This is a genomic window from Stenotrophomonas riyadhensis, assembly GCF_040256885.1.
In the GTDB taxonomy this organism is placed as follows: domain Bacteria; phylum Pseudomonadota; class Gammaproteobacteria; order Xanthomonadales; family Xanthomonadaceae; genus Stenotrophomonas; species Stenotrophomonas riyadhensis.
Window position 1 is genome coordinate 1338622 of record NZ_CP155568.1, and the last position, 22632, is coordinate 1361253.

19 protein-coding genes are annotated in these 22632 nt (G+C 67.2%); 11 read left to right on the forward strand and 8 right to left on the reverse strand.

Annotated features, from left to right (window positions below; translation table 11 throughout):
• Positions 1 to 5: 5 nt before the first annotated feature.
• The 4 genes from SriyCCGPB3_RS06270 to SriyCCGPB3_RS06285 all read right to left on the reverse strand — a co-directional run bounded on the left by SriyCCGPB3_RS06270 (position 6) and on the right by SriyCCGPB3_RS06285 (position 5273).
• Entirely contained in the window at positions 6 to 1679 is a 1674-nt protein-coding gene (locus tag SriyCCGPB3_RS06270; protein ID WP_132809655.1) for an MFS transporter, read from the reverse strand.
• Entirely contained in the window at positions 1679 to 2245 is a 567-nt protein-coding gene (locus SriyCCGPB3_RS06275) for a TetR/AcrR family transcriptional regulator (protein ID WP_010483118.1), read from the reverse strand. Before SriyCCGPB3_RS06275 ends, SriyCCGPB3_RS06270 begins: the two co-directional genes overlap by 1 nt.
• Before the next feature lie 219 nt (positions 2246 to 2464).
• Complete coding sequence (locus SriyCCGPB3_RS06280; RefSeq protein WP_153856872.1) at positions 2465 to 2899, reverse strand: hypothetical protein; 435 nt, start codon at positions 2897 to 2899, stop codon at positions 2465 to 2467.
• Between the two features lie 169 nt (positions 2900 to 3068).
• Positions 3069 to 5273, reverse strand: coding sequence for a TonB-dependent receptor (locus tag SriyCCGPB3_RS06285; RefSeq protein ID WP_153856873.1), 2205 nt, complete (start codon positions 5271 to 5273; stop codon positions 3069 to 3071).
• A 136-nt stretch (positions 5274 to 5409) separates the two neighbouring features.
• Here SriyCCGPB3_RS06285 and SriyCCGPB3_RS06290 point away from each other — a divergent pair, with 136 nt between their 5' ends.
• Entirely contained in the window at positions 5410 to 5823 is a 414-nt protein-coding gene (locus tag SriyCCGPB3_RS06290) for a MerC domain-containing protein (RefSeq protein ID WP_008264835.1), read from the forward strand.
• Between the two features lie 110 nt (positions 5824 to 5933).
• Complete coding sequence (locus SriyCCGPB3_RS06295; RefSeq protein WP_004150462.1) at positions 5934 to 6113, forward strand: 30S ribosomal protein THX; 180 nt, start codon at positions 5934 to 5936, stop codon at positions 6111 to 6113.
• A 150-nt stretch (positions 6114 to 6263) separates the two neighbouring features.
• Here the strand turns inward: SriyCCGPB3_RS06295 and SriyCCGPB3_RS06300 are convergent, their stop codons facing one another.
• From SriyCCGPB3_RS06300 to SriyCCGPB3_RS06310, 3 genes are all read right to left on the reverse strand, one after another.
• Positions 6264 to 7514, reverse strand: coding sequence for an ectonucleotide pyrophosphatase/phosphodiesterase (locus tag SriyCCGPB3_RS06300; RefSeq protein ID WP_153856874.1), 1251 nt, complete (start codon positions 7512 to 7514; stop codon positions 6264 to 6266).
• Positions 7515 to 7843: 329 nt separating this feature from the next.
• Complete coding sequence (locus SriyCCGPB3_RS06305; protein ID WP_110711676.1) at positions 7844 to 8335, reverse strand: methylated-DNA--[protein]-cysteine S-methyltransferase; 492 nt, start codon at positions 8333 to 8335, stop codon at positions 7844 to 7846.
• On the reverse strand, positions 8332 to 9810 hold the full coding sequence (locus tag SriyCCGPB3_RS06310) for an AlkA N-terminal domain-containing protein (protein ID WP_153856875.1): 1479 nt from the start codon (positions 9808 to 9810) through the stop codon (positions 8332 to 8334). Before SriyCCGPB3_RS06310 ends, SriyCCGPB3_RS06305 begins: the two co-directional genes overlap by 4 nt.
• 410 nt (positions 9811 to 10220) lie before the next feature.
• Between SriyCCGPB3_RS06310 and SriyCCGPB3_RS06315 the strand changes: the two genes are divergently transcribed.
• From SriyCCGPB3_RS06315 to ubiM, 4 genes are all read left to right on the forward strand, one after another.
• Positions 10221 to 11384: a hypothetical protein gene (locus SriyCCGPB3_RS06315; protein WP_153856876.1), complete on the forward strand. Its 1164-nt coding sequence runs from the start codon at positions 10221 to 10223 to the stop codon at positions 11382 to 11384.
• A 58-nt stretch (positions 11385 to 11442) separates the two neighbouring features.
• Positions 11443 to 11988: a DUF4019 domain-containing protein gene (locus SriyCCGPB3_RS06320; RefSeq protein WP_032128358.1), complete on the forward strand. Its 546-nt coding sequence runs from the start codon at positions 11443 to 11445 to the stop codon at positions 11986 to 11988.
• Positions 11989 to 11999: 11 nt separating this feature from the next.
• Positions 12000 to 12389: an MAPEG family protein gene (locus SriyCCGPB3_RS06325; protein WP_032128357.1), complete on the forward strand. Its 390-nt coding sequence runs from the start codon at positions 12000 to 12002 to the stop codon at positions 12387 to 12389.
• An 80-nt stretch (positions 12390 to 12469) separates the two neighbouring features.
• On the forward strand, positions 12470 to 13648 hold the full coding sequence (ubiM, locus tag SriyCCGPB3_RS06330) for a 5-demethoxyubiquinol-8 5-hydroxylase UbiM (RefSeq protein ID WP_110711681.1): 1179 nt from the start codon (positions 12470 to 12472) through the stop codon (positions 13646 to 13648).
• Between the two features lie 25 nt (positions 13649 to 13673).
• Here ubiM and SriyCCGPB3_RS06335 read toward each other — a convergent pair whose 3' ends face one another.
• The gene (locus tag SriyCCGPB3_RS06335; RefSeq protein ID WP_010486399.1) at positions 13674 to 13895 is read right to left on the reverse strand and encodes an RNA-binding S4 domain-containing protein; all 222 of its coding nucleotides are present in this window, start codon (positions 13893 to 13895) and stop codon (positions 13674 to 13676) included.
• A 267-nt stretch (positions 13896 to 14162) separates the two neighbouring features.
• Between SriyCCGPB3_RS06335 and SriyCCGPB3_RS06340 the strand changes: the two genes are divergently transcribed.
• The 5 genes from SriyCCGPB3_RS06340 to SriyCCGPB3_RS06360 all read left to right on the forward strand — a co-directional run bounded on the left by SriyCCGPB3_RS06340 (position 14163) and on the right by SriyCCGPB3_RS06360 (position 22476).
• Positions 14163 to 16109, forward strand: coding sequence for a DEAD/DEAH box helicase (locus SriyCCGPB3_RS06340; RefSeq protein WP_075674956.1), 1947 nt, complete (start codon positions 14163 to 14165; stop codon positions 16107 to 16109).
• A gap of 226 nt (positions 16110 to 16335) precedes the next feature.
• On the forward strand, positions 16336 to 18756 hold the full coding sequence (locus SriyCCGPB3_RS06345) for a putative bifunctional diguanylate cyclase/phosphodiesterase (RefSeq protein WP_153856877.1): 2421 nt from the start codon (positions 16336 to 16338) through the stop codon (positions 18754 to 18756).
• A gap of 110 nt (positions 18757 to 18866) precedes the next feature.
• Positions 18867 to 20531 carry a sensor domain-containing diguanylate cyclase gene (locus tag SriyCCGPB3_RS06350; protein WP_324187372.1) on the forward strand — a complete coding sequence of 555 codons (1665 nt, stop codon included), beginning with the start codon at positions 18867 to 18869 and terminating at the stop codon, positions 20529 to 20531.
• A 34-nt stretch (positions 20532 to 20565) separates the two neighbouring features.
• On the forward strand, positions 20566 to 21288 hold the full coding sequence (locus SriyCCGPB3_RS06355; RefSeq protein ID WP_049424580.1) for a pseudouridine synthase: 723 nt from the start codon (positions 20566 to 20568) through the stop codon (positions 21286 to 21288).
• 117 nt (positions 21289 to 21405) lie between these two features.
• A complete protein-coding gene (locus SriyCCGPB3_RS06360; RefSeq protein ID WP_110711684.1) occupies positions 21406 to 22476 on the forward strand; it encodes a sensor domain-containing diguanylate cyclase in 1071 nt (356 codons plus the stop codon).
• Positions 22477 to 22632: the final 156 nt, after the last annotated feature.

Here is a 22632-nt window from a genome sequence, read left to right on the forward strand (position 1 = left end):
AGGACTCAGCGGGGCGCGGCCGGCGTGACCGCAGCGGGGGAGGTGGGGTGGCGCTTGCGCCATTGCTTGAGCACGGCGGTGCGCAGCGACAGCAGCAGCAACCAGCCCAGGAAGCCGATCGCCAGCCAACCGCTCAGCGTGAACACATCATTGAAGCCACGCACGTTGGCTTCGCGGCGCGTGGTCTGCGCCAGCTGCGCGCTGCCCTGCGCGCTGCGCAGCACCGGGTCGGTGATCTGTGCGCTGTACAGCTGCTGCTGGATGCGCAGGCGCTGCGCCACCACCGGGTCGGCCGGGTCGAGCTGGCTGGTCAACGCGCTGGAGTACAGCTGCTCGCGGTGCAGCTGGAAGGTACCCAGCACCGCCGAACCGGCCAGGCCGCCCAGCGTCTGGGTGATCGACAGCGTCACCAGGAAGGTGATCATGTGGTCCACGCCCTGTTTCAGCGCGGCGGAAATGCCGAGCATGATCAACGGGCCCATGAACATGCCGGCACCGACCGAGGCCAGGAACTGGCTGACGTAGAAGTCGTGCGGTCGATCCATGCTGGTGCGGTGCTGATCGAAGAAGGCGGCAGCGCCGAGCAGCAGGATCGCCATCAGCAGCTGCGCGATCAGCCGCTTCGGGCCGAAGGTCAGCGAGGCACCGGCGATGCCGGTGACCACGCCCGCGAGGATCACTACGAACAGCGGGCGCATCTGGTCCGGGCCCATGCCCAGCGTGCGCATCAGGTTGACCACGCCATAGGACTGCTCGGTGGTCAGGAAGCGGATCAGGAACGCGCCGACGATGAAGTGCAGCACCGGCAGCTTCGACAGCCAGCGGATCTGCAGCAGTGGATTGCGCCGGTAGTGTTCGATGATGAAGGCAGTGGTGGAGAGCACGATCGAGGCGACCAGCGCCCAGCCCAGCCATGGCGTGTTGAGCCACCAGCGGGTGTAGCCCTGCGCCAGCACGATCACCAGCAGTGCGACGGCCGGTGCAAGCAGGGCGAACGTGAGGAAGTCCAGCGGTTCGAACGCCTTCACCTGGATGCCGGGCGGCAGCTTCAGCACCACCACTGCCGCGAACGCGCACAGTGCCAGCCCGGCTTCGAATGAGTAGAGCTGGTGCCATTGGCCGGTATCGACCAGGCCTGGTGAAACGATCCAGGCGATCGGCACCGCCAGCTGCGAAAGGCCGACGCCAACCACCAGCAGATTGCCGGTAAAGCGGCGCGGCAGCGCCTGCAGCATGTAGAGCGTGCCCAGTGTCGAACAGGCCGCACCCGCGAAGCCGCTGGCGGCGCGGGTCAGCATCGTGGTCTCGAAGCTGCCGACGAACAGGTGCAGTACCGCCAGCGCCGCGTACAGGCCCAGCCCGATCTCGGCGAACAGGCGGATGCCGTACTGCTGGCGGAACTTGAAGGCCAGCAGGTTGGCCGTGACGTTGACCATTGCATAGGCCGCCACCAGCCAGCTGCCCTGGGTCGGGGTCAGTGCCAGCTGGCCCTGCAGGAAGGGCAGGTTGGCGGTGACCAGCGCATTGCCGAGGCCACCGGTGATCGCCACCAGCAGCGACACCAGTGCATAGGCCACGCGTCGATACGGTGGGTGCCAGGGCATCGACGCCGAACCGGGCATGGTCGGCTTCTCGTGCTCCTCCCAATCCGGAACCGGCTTCAGATACGGCTGGACCATCAGCGGGCCTCGCTGGTTGCTCCCTGGAGACCCCCGCGCAGCAGCTGCAGGGCACGCCCGGCCAGGTGGGCGCGCTCGTCGCGGGTCTTGCCGCGCAGGGCCGCGCCCAGCATGCCCGAGATCAGTGAAATATCCGTCTTCTCCAGGTCGGCACGGCACAGGCCGGCGGCCTTGGCACGGGCGATCGGTGCTTCCAGCAGATCGCGCACGGTCTCGCGCGCGGTGCGCATGGCCGGCACGTCCGAATCGACTGCACGCCAGTAATCGGCCAGTGCCGGCGAATCGATGATGCGCTGGGCCATACCCTCGAACACTTCGAACAGGGCATCGTCGCGGTCGCCTAGCTGCTCGACCTGGCGCCGGATACGGTCGACCGTACGTTGCAGCAGGGCCTGGATCAGCGCGGTGCGGTCGGGGAAGTTGCGGTACAGGGTGGCGCGGCCCACCTGGGCGCGTTCGACCACCAGGTCCAGCGGGGCGGTGACACCATGTTGGCCGAACACGTGATCGGCGGCATCGAGGATGAGGGCACGGCGGGCAGCAGCATCGGCACGTTGGGCAGTCATGGAATTATTTTCGGACAAAAGTGTCCGATTGGCGAGACTTTGAGTGACGGGATTGTCCGCTTGTTGTGGTACGCACATCTTTGTGACGGGTGTGTGATGGATCCTGCTGGAACGAAGACGGAAGCTCGAACGCTCCTTCAGGACGCAGTAGATCCACGCCATGCGTGGATGAAAAGCTGGCGCAGAAGGGATCTGGCTAGTGGCTGGCTGATCCGCTCATCAAGTCTTCTTCCTGTTCTTGATGAAAGCGATGAACTCTTTCTTGTGGCCCTCGAAGACGCGACGGCCGTACTTCCGGTACTGGGGTTCGAACAAGGCGTAGGCCGCATCCAGATTTCCCGATTCGAACTGGATGGTGGCTGCAAGTTCATCCATGTACTCGCTCGAGGCTTCGCCTTCTCCATAGATGCCTCTGGCGACCATCGCCCACTCTCTGGCCTTTTCAAACTGAGCGGTATCGCGATAGAAGATGGCTATTCCATACGATGAAATCTGGCCGTATTCATAAGCAGATTTCGGCTCCGGAATCATGTCCCAGCTTTCAAGGAAGCGATGCTCTGCCTCCGCAATGTCGCCGGCCAGCCAAGCGGTTCTCCCACGCTTGGCGGTTGCAAGGAAGCGTTCTTCCAGTTCGGCATCGAGACTCATGGCCATGCAGGTGTTTCCGCTCAGTTTGTCTATTGAATTGACGCCTGATTGAGTCTAGCTGCGCAACGGATGGTGTCGCGGAGGCATAGCACCATTTTCACCAGTTCATGCCATATGCGACAGAAAAAGGGGGCCTTCCGGCCCCCTTAGGTAACGTTCCGACGGCGTAGCCCGGTCAGAAGAACGCGCGGATGCCGAATGCGACACCACGGCCCGGCAGCGGCGAGTAATCACGCAGCAGCGAGGTATGCGGACGCACTTCGCGGTTGGTCAGGTTGCTGCCATCCAGGAACACCTCGTAGCTGTTGCTCGCGTTGCGATCCCAGCGGTAGGCCAGATGCGCGTCGACCAGGGTGTAGCCGTCGCTCGGCGCTTCGTTCTGGGCGACATCCTTCTGGCGGCTGTAGCGGACCGCACCGACCGAGGCGCGCCAGCCGTCCTTCGACCAGCGCAGGTCGGCGCCGACGCGGGCCGGGGCGATGCGCGGCAGGTAGCCGGTGTTGGCCAGCTCCACGCTGTAGTTGTGGTTGTGGTCGCCATGCGGCACGGCGATGTCCAGGTTGCGGCTGCCGTTGCCATCAAGCTTGGCCTTCACGTAGTCGCCGAACACGCGCAGGTCCCAATCACCGGCGCCGCCTTCGAACAGATGCACCAGCGCTTCGGCTTCGGCACCGCGGAACACCGCATCCTGTTGCGTCCAGGCGCGGACCGGCAGACCCTCGGTAACGCCGGTGTCGGCCAGGTAGATGAAGTCCTTGAATTTGGTCTGGTAGACCGACGCCGAGAAGTCCAGGCGTTCGCTGTGGGTGTGGATGCCCAGTTCCACGCGCTGGCCGCGCTCGGTCTTCAGGTTGGCGTCACCGATTTCCAGCGAGCGGGTGGCGATGTGTGCGCCGGCGGCATACAGCTCTTCGTTGGTCGGTGCACGCTCGGAGCTGTCCACGCCGATGCGCAGGTCAACGGCATCGTTGAGCTTCCAGATGCCGGCCGCAGACAGGTTGGTGGCGCCGAAGGTGCGGCGGCGATAGTCACCGGTCGGGTCCAGCTTGACCTGGTCGTGGCGGCCGCCCAGTTCCAGCTTGAACGGACCGAACTGCTTTTCCTGCAGCACGAACAGGCCGATGTTCTTCGTGCCGGTATCCGGAACGAACGCCTCTTCGCCCTTGGCACCGAAATCACTGTTGCCGAACTGCAGGCCGAAGGCGCCGTCCCAGCCGCCGATCTGTTGCTGCACGGCCTCCAGGCGCGCCTCGATGCCACGGTTGGTGAAGCGGGTGGACGGCGTGCCGGCTTCCAGCTCCACGTGTTCGTAGTCGGTGTAGGCCACGCGTGCATTGATGTTCTTCAGGAACGAGACCGGGTTGTAGATGCCGGCCTTGGTCTCGAAGCGGTTCTGCACCATGTCGATGCGCACGTCATGCTCGTCGCCGCCTTCCTCTTCATCGCCATGGTCGTGGCCGTGGTCATGGCCATGATCATCGCCATCGGCATGCACGTGCGCGCCATTGGGAATGCCGTAGTTGGTGCGATAGGTGCTGGCCGATACGCCGAAGTAGCCGCCGTCGCCCAGCCAGGTCGCGCCGACGCCGCCGGCGCGGGTGCGGATCGAGCTGTTGTCGAGGCGGCCGCGGCGCGGTTCTTCGCCTTCTTCGCCCGCGTGGTCATGGTCGTGATCGTGATGGTCTTCAAGGCTGTCGATCACTGCATAGCCGGGAATGCGGTAGTCGTCGCCATTGCGCACCAGGCCGTCCACATGCAGCACGACATTGCCGCTGACGCCATCGAGGCGGAACATGCCGCTGCGCTCGTTGTTCACCGAATTGCCGCGCAGCTCGGCGCGGCCGCTGAGCGGGCGCTCCGGCAGCTCGCGGGCGATGCGGCCATCCACCACATTGACCGCGCCACCGATGGCGCCACTGCCGAACAGCAGCGTGGCCGGGCCCTTCAGCACTTCGATCTGGTCGGCCAGGAACGGCTCGATGCTGGTGGCATGGTCGGCGCTGACGGTGGAGGCATCCATGTTGCCCATGCCATTGGACAGCACGGCCACGCGCGGGCCTTCCTGGCCGCGGATGATCGGGCGGCCGACGCCCGGGCCGAAGAAGGTGCTCTGCACGCCGGGCAGCTTGGCCACGGTATCGCCGAGGGTGCCGGCCTTCTGCTCGTCCAGGCGTTCGCCGGCCAGCACCTCGACCGGGCGCGCCAGCGATTCGGCATCGCCCTGCAGCGGCGAGGCAGTCACCTGCACCGACGACAGTTCGGTCAGGTGGCGGTCACGATGAGCGCTGTCATCGCCGGCGGCAAAGGCAACCGAAGGCAGCAGGGCGGCGAGGGCCAGAGCAAGGGAATGCGGCTTCAACCGCGGGGTGTGGGCGGGCATGGAGCGGGTCCTTTGTTACAGTGTATCAATCGCTGGGCGCACGTATCCCGTCAGCGGGACAGGGGGAGGGAAACCGTGCGGGTCGGGAACGGATGTTATATTATTCCATAACGATTCGCCGACCCTGCTGGAAGTCATGTCCCTGTCCTCACGCCTGCGCCACCTGCTAGACCGTTTCGGCGCCACCGGTTCGATGCTGTGCGCGGTGCACTGCGCGGTGATCCCCGTGCTGCTGGCCGCGGCGCCGTCGCTGGGCCTGTCGTTCTGGCTGAGCGATGGGGTGGAACAGGCGCTGGTGGTGTTCGTCACCCTGCTCGGATTGTTCAGCCTGGTCTGGGGCTACCGCCGGCACGGTGCGCTGCGTGCGCTGGGCTTCCTGATTCCCGGCCTGGTCGCGTTGTGGGCCGGCGTGCTGTACGACCCGCTGCACCACAATGCGGTGCCACACGCGGTGGTGATGACCATCGGCGGACTGCTGGTGGGTGTGGCCCACCTGGTCAACCTGCGCCTCAACCACGGTCACGTGCACGACGCCAGCTGCGCGCACTAGGCGCTCCGTGATAGGATTTTCGATCGTGCGCGGGGGCGCCCAGCAAGGCGGCCCCGCCGAACCCGTGTCAGTACGGGGTAACCAGATTTCACATTTGAGGAGTTGAAGACATGGGTAAGGGTGACCGCAAGACCGCCAAGGGCAAGCGCTACAACGCCAGCTACGGCAACGCCCGTTCGCACACCGCGAGCAAGGTCGCCGTAGGCGCCGCTGCTCCGGTTGCCAAGAAGACCGTGGCCAAGGCTCCGGCGAAGAAGGCTGTGGCGAAGAAGGCCGTCGCCAAGGCCTGATCCGGCCCAGGCCGGTTCAACGAAAAACGCGGCGCCTGGCGCCGCGTTTTTTTGTGCCCGCGCGCAGGCCGGCACACGATTCTATGTAGAGCCGAGCCCATGCTCGGCTGCATTCGGCCAGCCGAGCATGGGCTCGGCTCTACAGGAGCGTCAGCGCAGGGTTTTCTTCAGCGTTTCCGGATTGCCATCGTTCGGCGCGGCCGGCACCTGCAGCAGGTGCGCCAGCAGTGGGTAGACGTCGACATTGTCGAAGCCGTCGATCACCAGGCCCTGGCGGAACGACGGGCCGCTGGCCACGAACACCGCGCGCATGGAGGGCAGGGCATTGTCGTAGCCATGCGAGCCGCGATCCTGATGGTCTCGCTTGGCGATCTTTTCCTGATGCAGGGCGTCCCAGCCTTCATCCATCATGCAGACAATGGCGGGAATGCGCGGGTGGGTGCCGTAGTGCAGCCGCGGCGGCAGGTTCTCTTTTTTCCAGCACTCGTAGTGCGCGTGACGACCGAGCAGGGCGTGCTCGGCGGCGGCCTCATGGCCAGCCACCGGCGCGAAGCCCACCGACTGGCCCTGGCTGACATTGCGCGCGATGGCCGGGGCGGCCATTGATTCGGTGGAGATCACCTGGCCGACCGGGACGCTGGCCATGCCATGGTCGGAGACCACGATCACGTTGGTGGTCGCGGCCAGGCCGCGCTGCTGCAGGCCATCGAGCACCTGGCCGACGATCTGGTCCGCGCGCACGATGGCGTTGGCATACTGCTTCGATTCGGGGCCGTAGTTGTGGCCGGCCTTGTCCACGTGTTCCATGTACAGCGTGGTCAGGCGGGGGGCATCGGCGTCGGTCTGTGCAAGCCAATCGAGCACGATGCCGGCGCGCTGCTCCAGCGGTTCCTTGCCGTCGTAGACGCGCCACTGGCTCGGGCGCACACCGCGGATTTCCGATTCGCTGCCCGGCCACGAGGTGGTGGCCGAACGAACCCCGGCGTTCTCGGCGCCGACCCAGATCGGTTCGCCGCCCCACCAGCCGCTGGTGGTGACCGCTTCGCGGTTGCTCAGCTCGAACCGGCCCAGTGCTTCATCGTCCATGCTGTTGTTGACGATGCCGTGGTGGTCCGGGCGCAGGCCGGTGACGATGGTGTAGTGGTTGGGGAAGGTCAGCGAGGGATAGGACGGGGTCATCCAGCGTGCACGCACGCCGCCGTCGATCAGGCGCTGCAGGTTCGGGGTCAGGCCGCGATCGAGTGCGTCGGCGCGCAGGCCGTCGATCGAGATCAGCAGCAGCTTCGGCGGCGCGGCCGCAGCGACGGACGTGGGAACGGAGGCGGTAGGGGCGGGCGTGGTGGTGCAGGCGGCCAATGGCAGCAGCAGCGCCAGCGCGCAGGTCAGGCGTACGGAAGTCATCCGCGCATGATAAGCCGGTGCAATGACGCGCCCAAGACACGGCGCGCTATCGCGCGCCGTGTCCGCGCATTTTTCCTTATCCCCGCGCCTGTCGGCGCGCCCCCTTCAACAAGAAGGGGGCTTTTCTCCAGACATATTCCTGATGCTTCCATCCACGCATGGCGTGTATCTGTCGTGTCGACCAAGGTCGACATCTACCCACAGCCGCGCAGAATGACGTTCGGACAGATCGCAGGAACCTGTCGAAGGCGGGGTGGGTCCGCGCAGGAAGCCCGCTGTTGCTGTTGCTCTAGCCTCTGCGGGTGCCGGGCGCAGCCGGGCCAACCCTCTCAGGCGAACAGCGGTGCCTGGCGTTGTTCCAGTCGCAGCAGCGCGGCCTTGGTTTCCAGGCCACCGCCGAAGCCGGTCAGTGCCCCGTTGCTGCCGATCACGCGATGGCAGGGCAGGATGATCGGCAGTGGATTGCGGCCATTGGCCGCGCCCACCGCGCGGGTCGCGCTGGGCTGCCCCAGGTGCTGGGCCAGCTGCAGGTAACTCCAGGTCTCGCCGAACGGAATCAACGCCAGCGCTTGCCACACCCGCAGCTGGAACGGCGTGCCGCGTGGCGCCAGCTCCAGGTCGAAGCTGCAGCGTTCACCGTGCAGGAACTGCAGCAGCTGTTCGCGCGCTTCGGGCAGTGCATCCGGCGCGTAGTGCCAGTCGTCGCGCCCGCGCGCCGGGTGGCGGTTCTCCGGGAACAGCACATGGGACAGGCCACGCTCGTCACCGGCGATGGTCAGCACGCCGATCGGGCTGTCGAAACGATCGAACAACAGGGTCATGTCGGTTCTCCAACGAAAGTGCCGGACAGGTGCCACAGGTGCAGCACGGCATAGGCGCGCCACGGCCGCCAGGGTTGCGAGCGCGCTTCGGTCGCGCGTTCGCTCAGGCGCTGGCCCTGTGCGTGGCCGAGGACCTGCTGCAGCACCAGGTCGCCGGCAGGGAAGGCATCGGGCTGGCCGAGGCCACGCAAGGCGATGTACTGCGCGGTCCACGGACCAATGCCGGGCAGTGCCACGCAGCGCGCAACGAATTCCTCCAATGCCTGACCGGGCTCGAAGTCGAGCTGGCCGCTGGCGCAGGCGGCGGCCAGTGCGCGTACGGTGGCGGCGCGGCTGCGCGGCAGGCCGATCGATTCCAGCGGCGCCCCAGCCAGCACCTCGGGGGCGGGGAACTGGCGATCGAATTCCGACGGCATGCCCGGCAGGTGCGCGCCATAAGCATCGACCAGTCGCCGCGCAAAGGTCGTGGCTGCGGCAACGGTGACCTGCTGGCCGAGTACGGCGCGCACGCCGACCTCGAAGCCGTCCCAGCCGCCGGGTACGCGCAGGCCGGGGCGCTCGGCGATGCCACGCGCCAGCAAGGGTTCCTCATCCAGTGCGGCGTGGACCTGCTGCAGGTCGGCATCCAGATCGAACACGCGACGCACGCGGCGCACGATGTCGGGGATCAGGCGCGGATCGACCGCGCCCAGCTGCAGGCGCAGTTCCGGGCGCTTCGGGTCGGCGGTGACGCGCAGCAGGGTGGGGCGCTCCGGCGTGCCGAGCACGCGCTGGTAGCTGTCTTCGCCGATCAGCTCGATGCCGGGCAAGCTGCGCTTGCGCAGGAAGGCCAGCATGCGCGGGAAATCCAGCGGTGGCCGGTATGCCAGACGCAGTACCAGGCAGCCATCGTCGGCGGCCAGCGGCTGGTGCTGGCGACGCAGTGCGGTCGGCGCCATGCCGCAGCCCTGCAGGAAGGCCGTGTTGAAACGACGCAGGCTGTTGTAGCCGGCGGCCAGTGCGACGTCGGTCACCGGCAGCGTGGTCTCGGTCAGCAGCTGCTTGGCCAGCAGCAGCCGATGGGTGGCGTGGATCTGCCCTGGCGTTGCGCCCAGATGTTCAACGAACAGGCGCTGCAGCTGGCGCGCGCTGAGGCCGATCTTCTCTGCGAGGTCCGCGACGGGCTGCTCCTGCAGGTAGCCGCCATGGATCAGGGCCAGTGCGCGCTGCACGGTCTGCCCGGCCAATGCCTGCTGCGCCTGCGGTGCCAGCTCGGGGCGGCAGCGCAGGCACGGGCGGTAACCGGCTGCCGCAGCCGCGGCCGTGGTCGGGTAGTAAGTGATGTTGCGCGGCTTCGGTGGCGGTGCCGGGCACACGGGACGGCAATAGATGCCGGTGCTGCGCACGGCGGTGAAGAACACGCCGTCGAAGCGTGCGTCGCGGGCCAGGCGGGCGCGGTCGCAGGCGGCGGTGTCGAGGGCGAGGGCGGTGTCCATGGCGCCAGTCTAGGCGTGTGCGGGCGGGGATACTCGCCGGATTCGGACATGGATGCTGGAGGGGGTTCTGGCAGGGCTTGCAGCCCTGCACCCGCAGAGGCCAGAGCAACAGCAACAGCGGGCTTCCTGCGGGTGGGCGGGGTGGGTCCGGTTGCAGGGGGCGCTGCAAGTACGTCCCTGTAAGCTCGGTCGCGCCATCCATGGCGCTCACGCCCCTGCAACCGGACCCACCCCGCCTTCGACAGGTTCCTGCGACCTGTTGGGACGGCGTTCCGCAATGCTGTTGGTGGGTGGCGACCTTGGTCGGCACGCTTTTTCCCAAGGGTCAGAAGGGGTTCAGTGCCACGCGCTGAATGCGCGCCCTGGACGGGTAGACTGTGGCTCTTGCTCCCATGAATCCCGGTTGCCCGATGTCCGCCAAATTCCGCTGGTTGCCCCTGTTGTGCCTGGCCCTGGCGGGCTGCAGTCAGCTGGAGAATCCGGGCAATGTGACCGCTGCCGACAAGGCGGCGCGGGCGCCGGCCAGCGATGGCGAGAACATGGTGTCGATCAATGCGGCTGACGCACCGCCACCGCCGGCGCCGCCGCGCAGCCGGGCGGATCGGCCGTGGCCGCAGGCGCAGTTGGAGAATGGCCGCGCCTGGGTCAGCTGCAGTACCGAGTACGCCGGTGAGGCGGGCGATGGCGTCGAGCTGGAGGGCCTGCAGCGCGAGCAGATTGCCCAGGCCCTGGCGCCGTGTGCCGAGCGTGGTCTGATGCGGGTGCGTTACGCCGGCAAGATCAATCCGGGCTTCGCCGAAATGATGTGGCGACTTGCCGTGGTCGCCGATGAACAGAAGATCCACAAGCGCATCCTCGATCTGGACTCCAGCGGCGGCCAGGTGGAATCGGCGATCGTCGCCGGTGACAGCATCGGTGAATCGGGCTGGACCATCTGGGTGCGCGAGGGCTCGATCTGCCACAGCGCGTGCGTGTTCGTGCTGGCCGCCGGTGACAACCGCCTGCTGTCGGGCAAGGTCGGCATCCACCGCATGATGCGCATCAGTTCCAAGGCCACCTCGCGCGCCGAGCTCAACCGCGAGCTGCACGAGGTCTACGACAACGTAAAGGACTACCTGCAGCGCAACGGCGTGGCGGTGGGCGTGGCCGATCTGATGATGACGGTGCCCAACCGCAGCCTGCGCCTGCTGACGCCGGACGAACTACGCCAGTACGGTCTGGATGGCACCAACGCGGTGCAGGACGATCTGGAACGGATCAAGCAGATGCGCGCCTGCGGCGATGACTTCGTGCAGCGCAAGGACGCGTTCCTGATCGCCTTCGACCAGCAGTGCAAGCGCGAAGGCGCCGACATGGAATCGATCAACAGCTGCGGCCAGGCACTGAAGCAGCGCTTCGGTTTCCCGGATGCGGTGTGCCCGGAAGAAAGCCCGCTGTCGGAGATCGATGTGGCAACGCTGCCGCCTGCGCCTTCGGAGCCACCGCCGGTGGCCGAACAGGCGCCAGCAGACGCCGGCACGCCTGCCGCGCAGGCCGATGCCGCAGCGGTGGAAGGCAGCGCCCACGCGCGCTGACGAACGGCTCACCGCGCTGGCGTAGACTGCGGTTCTTTCCCGAGAACCGGCGGTGTCCATGAAGCGCGTGCTCCTGCTGCTGTCCCTGCTGCCCCTGACCGCATTGGCGCAGGCACCCGCGCCGGCCACGCCTGCACCGGCACCCGCGCGCCCCGCACCGGCATCGCCGGCGGCTGCGAAACCGGCCACGGCCGGCGCTCCGGCGTTGACTGCCGCGCAGCAGGCGCAGGTGCAGAAGCAGGATGCGGAAATGGGCGCGGCCGCAGTGAAGGCGGCGCAGCTGGTCGATGCCAACCGCGCAGGCGAGTTGTGGGATGGCGCTTCGGCCGTCGCGCGCCGTGCAGTACCGAAGGCCGCCTTCGTCAGCCAGTTGACTGCCGAGCGCACGCGCCTGGGCGCGCTGGCCGGGCGTGGCCAGCCGACCATCACCCGGGTCAAGTACAGCGCCGGTGCCGCGGTGCCGGAGGGGCTGTACATCAACGTCAGCTTCCCGACCCGTTTCGCCAACAGCGCGCAGCCGGTACGCGAGCTCGTCTCGTTCCGTTTCGACGAGGACCAGGTGTGGCGCCTGGCCGGTTACAGCCTGCGTGCGTCGGCACCCTGAGGAGATGATCGATGGCAACTGAACTGACGATGCTGGCCTGGTCGGTGCTGCTGGGCTTTGTCTACATCTTCGCTACCTCCACCGTGGTCACCCGCGAGCGCGGGATGAAGTGGAATGCCTCGGCGCGTGATGGCGAAGCCAGGCCACTCAGCCCGCTGGCCGGGCGCCTGCAGCGTGCGCAGGCCAACTTCCTGGAGACGTTCCCGTTCTTCGCTGCCGCCGCCATCGCAGTGGTCGTGGCCGGGCGCGGCAACGACACCACGGCGCTGGCCGCGCAGGCCTACTTCTGGGCGCGCGTGGTCTACCTGCCGCTGTATGCCGCGGGCGTGCCCTACGTGCGCAGCCTGGTCTGGGCGGTGTCGCTGCTGTCGATCCTGGCGCTGGTGTTCGCGTTGTTGTGATCCCGGCCTGATCCAGATCAAGGCCGGTCAGGTGCGCGGCGCTATGCTGGCCCGGACTGAATCAACGGCAGGAGGCGCGCATGCGCAGGATGGACGTGGTGGTGGTCGGCGCTGGACCGGCGGGTCTGTGCTTCGCACGCGCGCTGGCCGGCAGTGGCCTGCAGGTCGGGCTGGTCGAAGTTCAACCGCGCCAGGCCCTGGCCGAAGCCGCCTTCGATGGCCGTGAGATCGCGCTGACCCATGCCTCGCGGCAGAGCATGGAGCAGCTGGGGCTGTGGCAGCGCCTGCCGCAGGCCGAAGTCGCTGAACTGCGCGATGCCAAGGTGATGAACGGCGGCTCGCCGTTCGCGCTGACCTTCGCCAGCAGCCAGGTCGACGGCCAGCCGCTGGGCTGGCTGGTACCCAACCATCTGATCCGCCGCGCTGCGTGGGATGCCGTGCAGGGGCAGGACGGCCTGGAACTGTTCGACGGGCGCAAGGTGCTGGGCGTGCAGGCCGATGCGCAGGGCCACGTGGTCACACTCGATGACGGCAGCCAACTGCACGCGCGCCTGCTGGTCGCCGCTGACAGCCGCTTCTCCGCCACCCGCCGCATGCTCGGCATCGGTGCGCAGATGCGTGACTTCGGCAAGTCGATGCTGGTGTGCCGCATGCAGGTCGAGCGCGACCATCACCACACTGCCTGGGAATGGTTCGGCTACGGCCGCACCATGGCGCTGCTGCCACTCAACGAGGGCCAGGCATCGGCGGTGATCACGCTGCCGCCGCGGCAGATCGAGGAGCTGCTGGCGATGGACGAGGTGGCCTTCGGTGAGGCCATCAGCGGTTGCTTTGAGCACCGCCTGGGCCGGATGCAGCCGGTGGCCACGCCGCAGGCGTATCCGCTGGTGGGTGTGTACGCGCACCGTTTCGTCGGCGAGCGTTCGGCGCTGATCGGTGATGCCGCCGTCGGCATGCACCCGGTCACCGCGCATGGCTTCAACCTGGGACTGGCCAGCGCACAGCGGCTCGCACAGGGCATCGTCGCGCAGCAGCGACGTGGTGCCGACATTGCCGCCGCTGGCATGCTGGCCAGCTACCAGCGTGGTCACCGGCTGGCGTCGCGGCCGCTGTACGAGGCCACCAATGCAATCGCCAGCCTGTATACCGACGATCGTCGCCCGGCGCGGCTGCTGCGCGCGGCGGGCCTGCGTCTGGCACAAGGCGTGGCACCGTTCAGGCAGCTGATCGCCTCACACCTGACCCAGCGCGTGGCCTGAACCGGTTCAGATCAGCCCGTTCAGATCATCCGGCGGCCAGCACCCGGATCTGGCTGTCGGCGAATTCGACCACCTGGCCTGCGCGGATCTTGCAGGCCTTGCGCAGTTCGACTTCGCCATCGACCCGCACCTGGCCATCGCCGATGACCATCTTGGCCTCGCCGCCGCTGGTGACCAGGTCGGCCAGCTTGAGCAGCTGCTTGAGTTCGACGTAGTCACCGTCGAGGTCGAATTCGAGAATCTGCATGGAGCGGGGTTCCTGGGAAGAGGGCGCAGGCCAGTGGCCGGGCCGGGGAAGAGGGCGCGTATTGTGCGCCAGCGCGGGGCATGACGGCACGCGCACGGAAAGCTGTACGCGTTGTTCAGGATCAATGCGGTATCATTCCGCTCTGAGCGAGTGAAATCTCCTCCGACCGAGCAGCGCCAGGGCACGCGATAAGAAGGGCGCCCAAAGCGCGGACCATCCCTTTTTTATCGCACTGCCAGGAAGACGGCAGTGCCTTCGGAGTTCCCCATGTCCCAAGATTCCCAAGCGCCGCTGCAGTTTGCGCAGCTCGGCCTGTCCGAGCCCGTGATGCAGGCAGTCACTGCCATCGGCTACGAAACCCCGTCGCCGATCCAGGCCGCCACCATCCCGGCGATGCTGGAAGGCCGCGACGTGCTGGGCCAGGCCCAGACCGGCACCGGCAAGACCGCTGCCTTCGCGCTGCCGGTACTGTCCAACATCGACCTGCAGCAGATCAAGCCGCAGGCCCTGATCCTGGCACCGACCCGCGAACTGGCCATCCAGGTTGCCGAGGCGTTCCAGTCCTATTCTTCGAAGATCCCGGGCTTCCGCGTGCTGCCGGTGTACGGCGGCCAGCCGTACGGCCAGCAGCTGTCGGCGCTGCGTCGCGGTGTGCACATCGTGGTCGGTACCCCCGGCCGCGTGATCGACCACCTGGACCGCAGCACCCTGGACCTGTCCGAGCTGAAGACGCTGGTGCTGGACGAAGCCGATGAAATGCTGCGCATGGGCTTCATCGACGACGTCGAAGCCGTGCTGAAGAAGCTGCCGGAGCAGCGCCAGGTGGCCCTGTTCTCGGCCACCATGCCGCCGCAGATCCGCCGCATCGCGCAGACCTACCTGCAGGACCCGGTGGAAGTGACCATCGCGGCCAAGACCACCACCTCGGCCAACATCCGCCAGCGTTACTGGTGGGTGAGCGGCATGCACAAGCTGGACGCGCTGACCCGCATCCTGGAAGTCGAGCCGTTCGACGCGATGATCATCTTCGCGCGTACCAAGGCCGGCACTGAAGAACTGGCCAGCAAGCTGCAGGCCCGTGGCCTGGCCGCTGCCGCGATCAACGGTGACATGCAGCAGGCCCAGCGTGAGCGCACCATCGCCATGCTGAAGGAAGGCAAGCTGGACATCCTGGTCGCCACCGACGTGGCTGCCCGCGGTCTGGACGTGGAGCGCATCAGCCACGTGCTGAACTACGACATCCCGTACGACACCGAAAGCTACGTGCACCGCATCGGCCGTACCGGTCGTGCCGGCCGCAGCGGCGAGGCGATCCTGTTCGCCACCCCGCGCGAGAAGGGCATGCTGCGCCAGATCGAGCGCGCCACCCGCCAGCCGATTGAAGAAATGCAGCTGCCGAGCGTGGAAGCGGTCAACGACACCCGCATCAACAAGTTCACCTCGCGCATCAGCGAAACCCTCGGCGCCGGTGGCCTGGACTTCTACCGCCAGCTGCTGGAGCGTTTCGAGAACGAGCAGAACGTGCCGGCCATTGAAGTGGCTGCCGCGCTGGCCAAGATGCTGCAGGGTGACACCCCGTTCCTGCTGCAGCCGCCGGTGCGTGCCCCGCGTGAAGAGCGCGCACCGCGCGAACGCTTCGACCGTGGTGACCGCCCGGAACGCGGTGATCGCTTCGACCGCAACGAGCGTGGTCCGCGCTTCGAGCGTGGCCCGCGCCGTGACGACGCCGAGGGTGGTTTCGAGCAGCGCCCGCGCCGCGAGGTTCCGCCGCGTGGTGCGCCGGAGCAGGGCATGGAGACCTACCGTATTTCGGTCGGCCACCAGCACGGCGTGAAGCCGGCCAACATCGTCGGCGCCATCGCCAACGAAGCTGGCCTGGAAAGCCGTTTCATCGGCCGCATCGACATCCACGATGACTTCTCGCTGCTGGACCTTCCGGCACAGATGCCGCCGGACGTGCTGTCGCACCTGCAGAAGGTCTGGGTGTCCGGCCAGCAGCTGCAGATGCGTGCGCTGGCCCCGGGTGAAGACACCAACCCGGCCCCGCGTCCGTTCAAGCCGCGCTTTGACAAGCGTGGTCCGGGCGGCCCGGGTGGCCCGCGTCGTGGTGGCCCGGGCGGTCCGGGTGGCCACGGTGGCGACCGCGGCGGTGACCGCGACAGCCGCCCGCCGCGTCGTGACGGCTTCAAGCCGCGCGGCCCGCGCAGCTACTGAGCGGCAACGTAGCGATGACAACGCCAGCCTTCGGGCTGGCGTTGTCCGTTCCGGGGCTGGGAAAGGGGACGGAGGGGATCAAGTCGTATATGGCAGGCCACGCGCTTATGCCGAAAACGACTTAATCCCCTCCGTCCCTTTTTTCGCATGGCCAACACATTGCCGGTCATAGGCTGGGCCGGTTCCAAGGGAGGTTGTCACCGCAGCACATTCGGGGGGATCCGGGATGGGTAGAAGTGGCACGGACCAGCAGAGCCGGCGGGTGCCGATGACCCGTGGCCTGGGATTGCGCTTTGCGTTGTTGACGGGCATGGCGATCGGATTGGTCGCGTTGTCCGCCTTGATTCAGGAACTGCAGGCGGCCTCCACCGCCTGGATCGCCGGCCAGGGCTACTGGTCGCGTGGTCAGCAGGAAGCCACCGCCGCGCTCAGCCGTTATCTGGCGCGGGGGAATGCCCAGGACCTGGACGATGCACGCCAGGCCCTGCAGGTGCCATTGGGTGATCTGCAGGCGCGGCTTGCGCTGGAACAGGCCGAGCCGGATGAAGCCAAAGCCCGGCAGGGTTTCCTGCAGGGCGGCAACGCGCGTGCCGACATTCCGCGGCTGGTGTTCTCCTTCCGCCATGCACGTGACATCGGCGCATTCCGCGAGGCGACCGCGTTGTGGCGGCAGACCGATGGTGACCTGATGGCGGTGCAGCGCCTGGTCGACGAGCTGCAGCTGCGGCATGACGAAAGCGCCTTGCCTGCGCCTGTCCGTGACCGTTACCTGCAGCAGCTGCGCGATCTCGATCGTCGGCTGCAGGTACTGGCGCAGGCGTTCTCGCAGGCGCTGCTGCGGATGGCCACGATGGTACGGATCGCGACGCTGGTGGTCGGTGGCCTGTCGGTGCTGGCGATCAGCCTGATGGCGGTGGCGCTGGCGCGTCGTGTCGGCAAGGATCTGACCGAGCACGAAAGCCGCTTTCGTGCGGCCTTCTACCAGGCCAACGTGGGCATGCTCAAGCTCGACACCGATGGCAAGGTGATCGAAGCCAACCAGGCGATGGCCGATATCCTCGATTATCGACGTGACATGCTGCTGCAGATGTCACTGCACGACCTGCTGATGGAAGGCGAGCTGGTCATCGATGGGGTGGGCCGCATCGACTGGGACCGGCAGCTGCGGCCAAGCGAACTGCGCTTCCGGCGCCGCGACGGCAGCCTGGTCTGGGGGCGTTGGAGTGGTACCGGCGTGCACAGCAGTGGTGGCCTGTCGGTGTTCGCGATCATCGAGGATGTCAGCCAGAACCACGCATTGGCACGTGAGATCGAGCATCACGCCAGCCACGATCCGCTGACCGGCCTGATCAACCGTCGCGAGATCGAGCGGCTGCTGGAACGTTCGCTGCTGCAGGTGCGCAGCGAGGGCGGCACGCATTCGCTGTGCTACATCAATCTGGATCACTTCAAGCTGGTCAACGACAGCTTCGGCCATGCTGCGGGTGACCAGATGCTGCGCAGTTTCGCCGATTACCTGGTGGCGGCGGTGCGTGATGGCGACTGGGTCGGCCGGCTGGGTGCCGACGAGTTCGCGGTGTTTCTCGCCCATGCCGGCCAGGACGAAGCCAAGCGCGTGCTGCAACGGGTGATCCGCAACCTGGGGCAGGCGACCTTCCCGATCAGCGAGGGCAGTCCGCAGCTGAGCTGCAGCATCGGCGTGGTCGAGGTCAGTGCCGATGCGCCGGACGTGAACTGGTTGATGAGTGCCGCCGACAGCGCCTGCTATGCGGCCAAGCAGGCCGGGCGCAACCGCGTGCACTGCTTCAATGAGAACCGCATGGCGCTGGAGGAGCGGCGGCAGGAGGCCGAGCGCCTGCAGGGCGTCAGCCTGGCGATGGCCGAAAACCGCATGCTGCTGTATGCACAGCGCATCGCCCGCGTGGGCGATCCGTCCTACCTGCACTACGAGGTGCTGGTGCGCATGCGTGGTACCGATGGCAGCCTGCATCTGCCCGGCCAGTTCATGCCGGCGGTGGAGCGATACGGCATGGCGGTGGCGCTGGACCGGCACGTGCTCGGGCTGCTGTTCCGCCACCTGCAGGTATGCCCGGCGCACGTGCGCCAGCTGGGCCTGTGCAACGTCAATGTGTCCGCGCAGTCGATCGCCGAACCGGGGTTCCTTGCCTTCGTCTGCGACCTGCTCGAGCGCAACCGCGCATTGGCCTCCAAGCTGTGCTTCGAGATCACCGAGACCGCAGCGATCAGCAATCTCAGTCAGGCCCGGGCGTTCATCGACGCCGTGAAGGCGCGCGGCTGCCGGATGGCGCTGGATGACTTCGGCTCCGGCCTGTCCTCGTTCGGCTACCTGCGCCAGCTGCCGGCCGACATCCTGAAGATCGATGGTGCGTTCGTGCGCGACATGGATACCGACCCGGTCAGCCACGCCACCGTGCGCGCGATCAGCGAGCTGGGACGTGAGCTGCAGATGGAGGTGGTGGCCGAATGGGTGGAGACCGCCGAAGTGGCGGGTGCGCTGACCCGGCTCGGTGTGCAGGGCCTGCAGGGCTACGCGATCGAGCGGCCGCAGCCGCTGGAACGGATGACCCTGGCCGATCTGCGCCCGGTGCGGCTGGTCGCGGTGAAAGGGCCGCAGGGGGCTGGCTGAATGGCTTGGCGGCGACTTTGGTCTACACGTGCGACGCACGTCCGGCTGCGATAATGCGCGCCAGGGGCGACGCGCAGTGGGCGCGGACGTAAGCAGGAACAGGATGTGGCGTGGGCGTCAGGCAGTGGCAGTACGGAACAGGAGCGGTGCTGGTCGTACTGCTGGTGTGGTTGGCGATGCCGTGGCCGCTTCAGGCCGCCGTGGCCGTGTCGGGCCGCGATTATCTGCTGGTGGGGGGCGCCACCGACGAACCGACCCCACATCGAGCATGCACGCCGCAGATGCTGTCCGGTTCCCGCCAGCAGGTGCTGGTACCGGCTCCGCAGGAAGGCTGGTCGGGCCAGCCACAGGCGCTGGATGTATTCAATGTCTTTGCCGGCGAAGTGCGGGTCCAGCACGGCGACCGCGAAATCTGCGGCAACATGCACGACGCCCGCACCCGCGACTCGCGCTTCCGCGCAGGCATCGGCCTGGTTGCGGTGCCGCCGGCGGGCAGCCACGCGCCGTTCCTGGTCTCCTGGCAGACGCCGCTGAAGGCGCGCTGGGTACCGACCCTGCGGCTGGGCGCGCCCAGCCCGGTACAGCAGAACGACACCGCCCGCCTGCTGATGCGTGCTGCCTGCATCGCTGTGGCGATCGCATTGGCGCTGTCGGCATTGATGGCCTTCCTGACCACGCGCGATCGCAGTTTCCTGGTCTACGTTGCCGGCACCACGGTGCTGGTGCTGTGGCAGGCCATCCTCGGCGGCCTCAGTGGCTACCCGGAGCCGTGGCTGCCGGTTGGGGAGCGCGGGGCCTGGTGGCTGCTCTCGCTGACCGCTGCCACCCAGGCGCTGGTACTGCCGGCACTGTGGCGGCTGAACGGCGGTGACCGCGTATGGCCACGATCGCGGCCACTGCAGGCGACCGTGCTGTGGGGCCTGCTGGCGCTGGCCGTACTGGTGCCGTGGCTGCGCTGGGAACAGCTGGCCTGGGTCGCGCAGGGCCTGCAGGTGTCCTATCTGCTGGGGTGTGGTCTGGCATTGCTGATGGGCGTATGGGCCCGCTGGCGTGGCGACCGTTGGGCGCAGGCTGGACTGGCCGCATTGGCACCGATGCTGGTCCTGATCATCGCCGATGCCTGCCGTGCGGAATGGCTGCTGGAGTATCGGGTCGAAGCACTGCAGCTGTCGGTGACCTGGCTGTTGATGATGGCCGCCTATGCCATGAACCAGCGGCTGGGCCGGCTGCGCCAGCAGCGCGATGAACTGCGCCAGCTGGCCGAAACCGACGGCCTGACCGGACTGCCGAATCGCCGCGCCGGCCTGCAGCAGCTGGCCCGTCACCTGGCACAGGTTGACCGTGAGCGCGGCCCGCTGGTGATCGGCTTCCTCGATATCGATCTGTTCAAGGACATCAACGACCGTCACGGCCATGCCGTGGGTGATCAGGTACTGGTGGCGGTGGCACGCGCGCTGCGCGCTGCGGTGCGCAGCCAGGACGAAGTGGTGCGGATGGGCGGCGAGGAGTTCCTGCTGCTGATGCCCGGCATGCCGCGCGAGGCGGCGTCGGCGCGGCTGGACCGCCTGCGCCAGCGCATCACCGAGGCCGGGCGGGCGCTGCAGGTGCCGGGGCTGGAGGTGACCGCCAGCATCGGACTGGCGCAGTGGCGGCCCGGCGAGGACGACCTGGCCGGGCTGCTGCGGCGGGCCGACCATGCCATGTACGTGGCCAAGCGCGCCGGTCGCAACCGGGTGTTCGACGGCGAAGAGCTCGATCCGCCGGCCCCGGCATGAAGCGCAGCGGGCGGCGATGCCGGATAATAGGGCGATGACCACCCGACTCAACAAACATATCGCCGACACCGGCTTCTGCTCCCGCCGCGAGGCCGATCGCCTGATCGCCGCCCGCCGCGTCACCGTCAACGGCCACGCGGCCGGCACCGGTGCGGTGGTGGGCGAGGAAGACCAGGTGCTGGTCGACGGCCAGCCGCTGCGCGCGCGCGTCGCACGCAAGCCCGGCGCCCGCCGCCACGTCTACATCGCGCTGAACAAGCCGGTGGGCGTCACCTGCACGACCGAAACCTCGGTCAAGGGCAACATCGTCGACTTCGTCGGCCATGAACAGCGCATCTTCCCGATCGGCCGCCTGGACAAGGAGTCCGAAGGCCTGATCCTGATGACCAGCAACGGCGACATCGTCAACCAGATCCTGCGTGCCGAGAACGGCCACCAGAAGGAGTACCTGGTGGCGGTGAACAAGCCGGTTACCGACGAGTTCCTGCGTGGCATGGCGCGCGGCGTACGCATCCACGACCAGATGACGTTGCCGTGCAAGACCTCGCGCATCGCCAAGTTCGGTTTCCGCATCACCCTGCAGCAGGGCCTGAACCGGCAGATCCGCCTGATGGCGGCCGAGTTCGGCTATCGGGTGACCCAGCTGCGCCGCGTGCGCATCGACAACATCAAGATCGGTGCGCTGAAGCCGGGCCAGTGGCGCAACCTGACCGAACAGGAGCTGCAGGGCCTGCTGCCCAAGCAGCTGGACTGGTAAACGGCTTCTGTAGAGCCGAGCCCATGCTCGGCTGCTCTTCTGTCCGGGTGCAGCCGAGCATGGGCTCGGCTCTACATCGGCTAGACTCCGCAGTGACCTGCCGGAATGTGACGCTGCATGATCAAGCCCGACAAGCCTGCCAACGAAGCCCTTCGGCTCGAGGCGCTGTACCGCTACCGGATCCTTGATTCGCAGCGCGAGAAGTCATTCGACGACCTGGTGGCGATCGCCAAGGCGGTCTGCGGTACCTCGATGGCGGCGGTGACCCTCATCGACGTCGAACGGCAGTGGTTCAAGTCGATCCAGGGCATCGACGCGGCGGAGAACCTGCGCAGCGAATCGATGTGTGGCCACGCCATCCTGCAGCCGCAGGAAATCATGGTGGTCGAGGACGCGTTGCAGGACATCCGCTTCCACGACAACCCGGTAGTGACCGGCGACCCGCACATCCGCTTCTACGCCGGTGCGCCATTGATCAGTTCCGATGGACTGCCTCTGGGCACGCTGTGCGTGTTCGATGCACATCCGCAGCACCTGCCCAGCGACAAGGCCGAGGCACTGGCCGCACTGTCACGGCAGGTGATGCTGGTGATGGAGCTGCGCCGTTTCGCGCTCGACATCCAGAAGCACATGCTGGAACGCGATGACTACGAGCGCCTGCTGTCGGAGTACCAGGACGTGCTGCTGGCGCAGAATGCCGACCTGGCCGAGCAGAGCCGCACCGATGCGTTGACCGGCCTGCCCAACCGCCGCGCGATGGCGGCGGCACTGGAAGAGGCGGTGGTGGAGATCGATGGGCAACCGGGCGTGGCCTGCGTGGCGCTGCTCGACATCGACCATTTCAAGCACATCAACGATTTCCAGGGGCATGCCACCGGCGACCGGGTGCTGGCCGAGCTCGGCGTGCTGCTGCGCTCGCATTTCGCTGGCCGTGGCATGGCGGCGCGCTATGGCGGCGAAGAGTTCGTGGCGGTGATGCCGGGCACCGATCTGCGCACGGCCGAACTGCAATGCGAATTCCTGCGCCTGGCCGTGGCGGATCTTCCGCTGGGTTTCCCGGTCACGATCAGCATCGGCGTTGCCCAGCATCACGCCGGTGAAAGCGTGGACGCGATGCTGGCCCGTGCCGACAAGGCGCTGTACCGCGCCAAGGGCAATGGCCGCAACCGGGTGGAGCTGGCGGGCTGAAACACCGGCGACTCGCGCGCTGAACGCATGCGACGTGCGGATGATTCGATGCCGTTCCAGTAGATCCACGCCATGCGTGGATGCTCTTCCCGATTCACGTCGCGTCGCAGCTCCTGCGATCAGAACCGGCCAGCATGACGTCCCTGTTTCCACGGA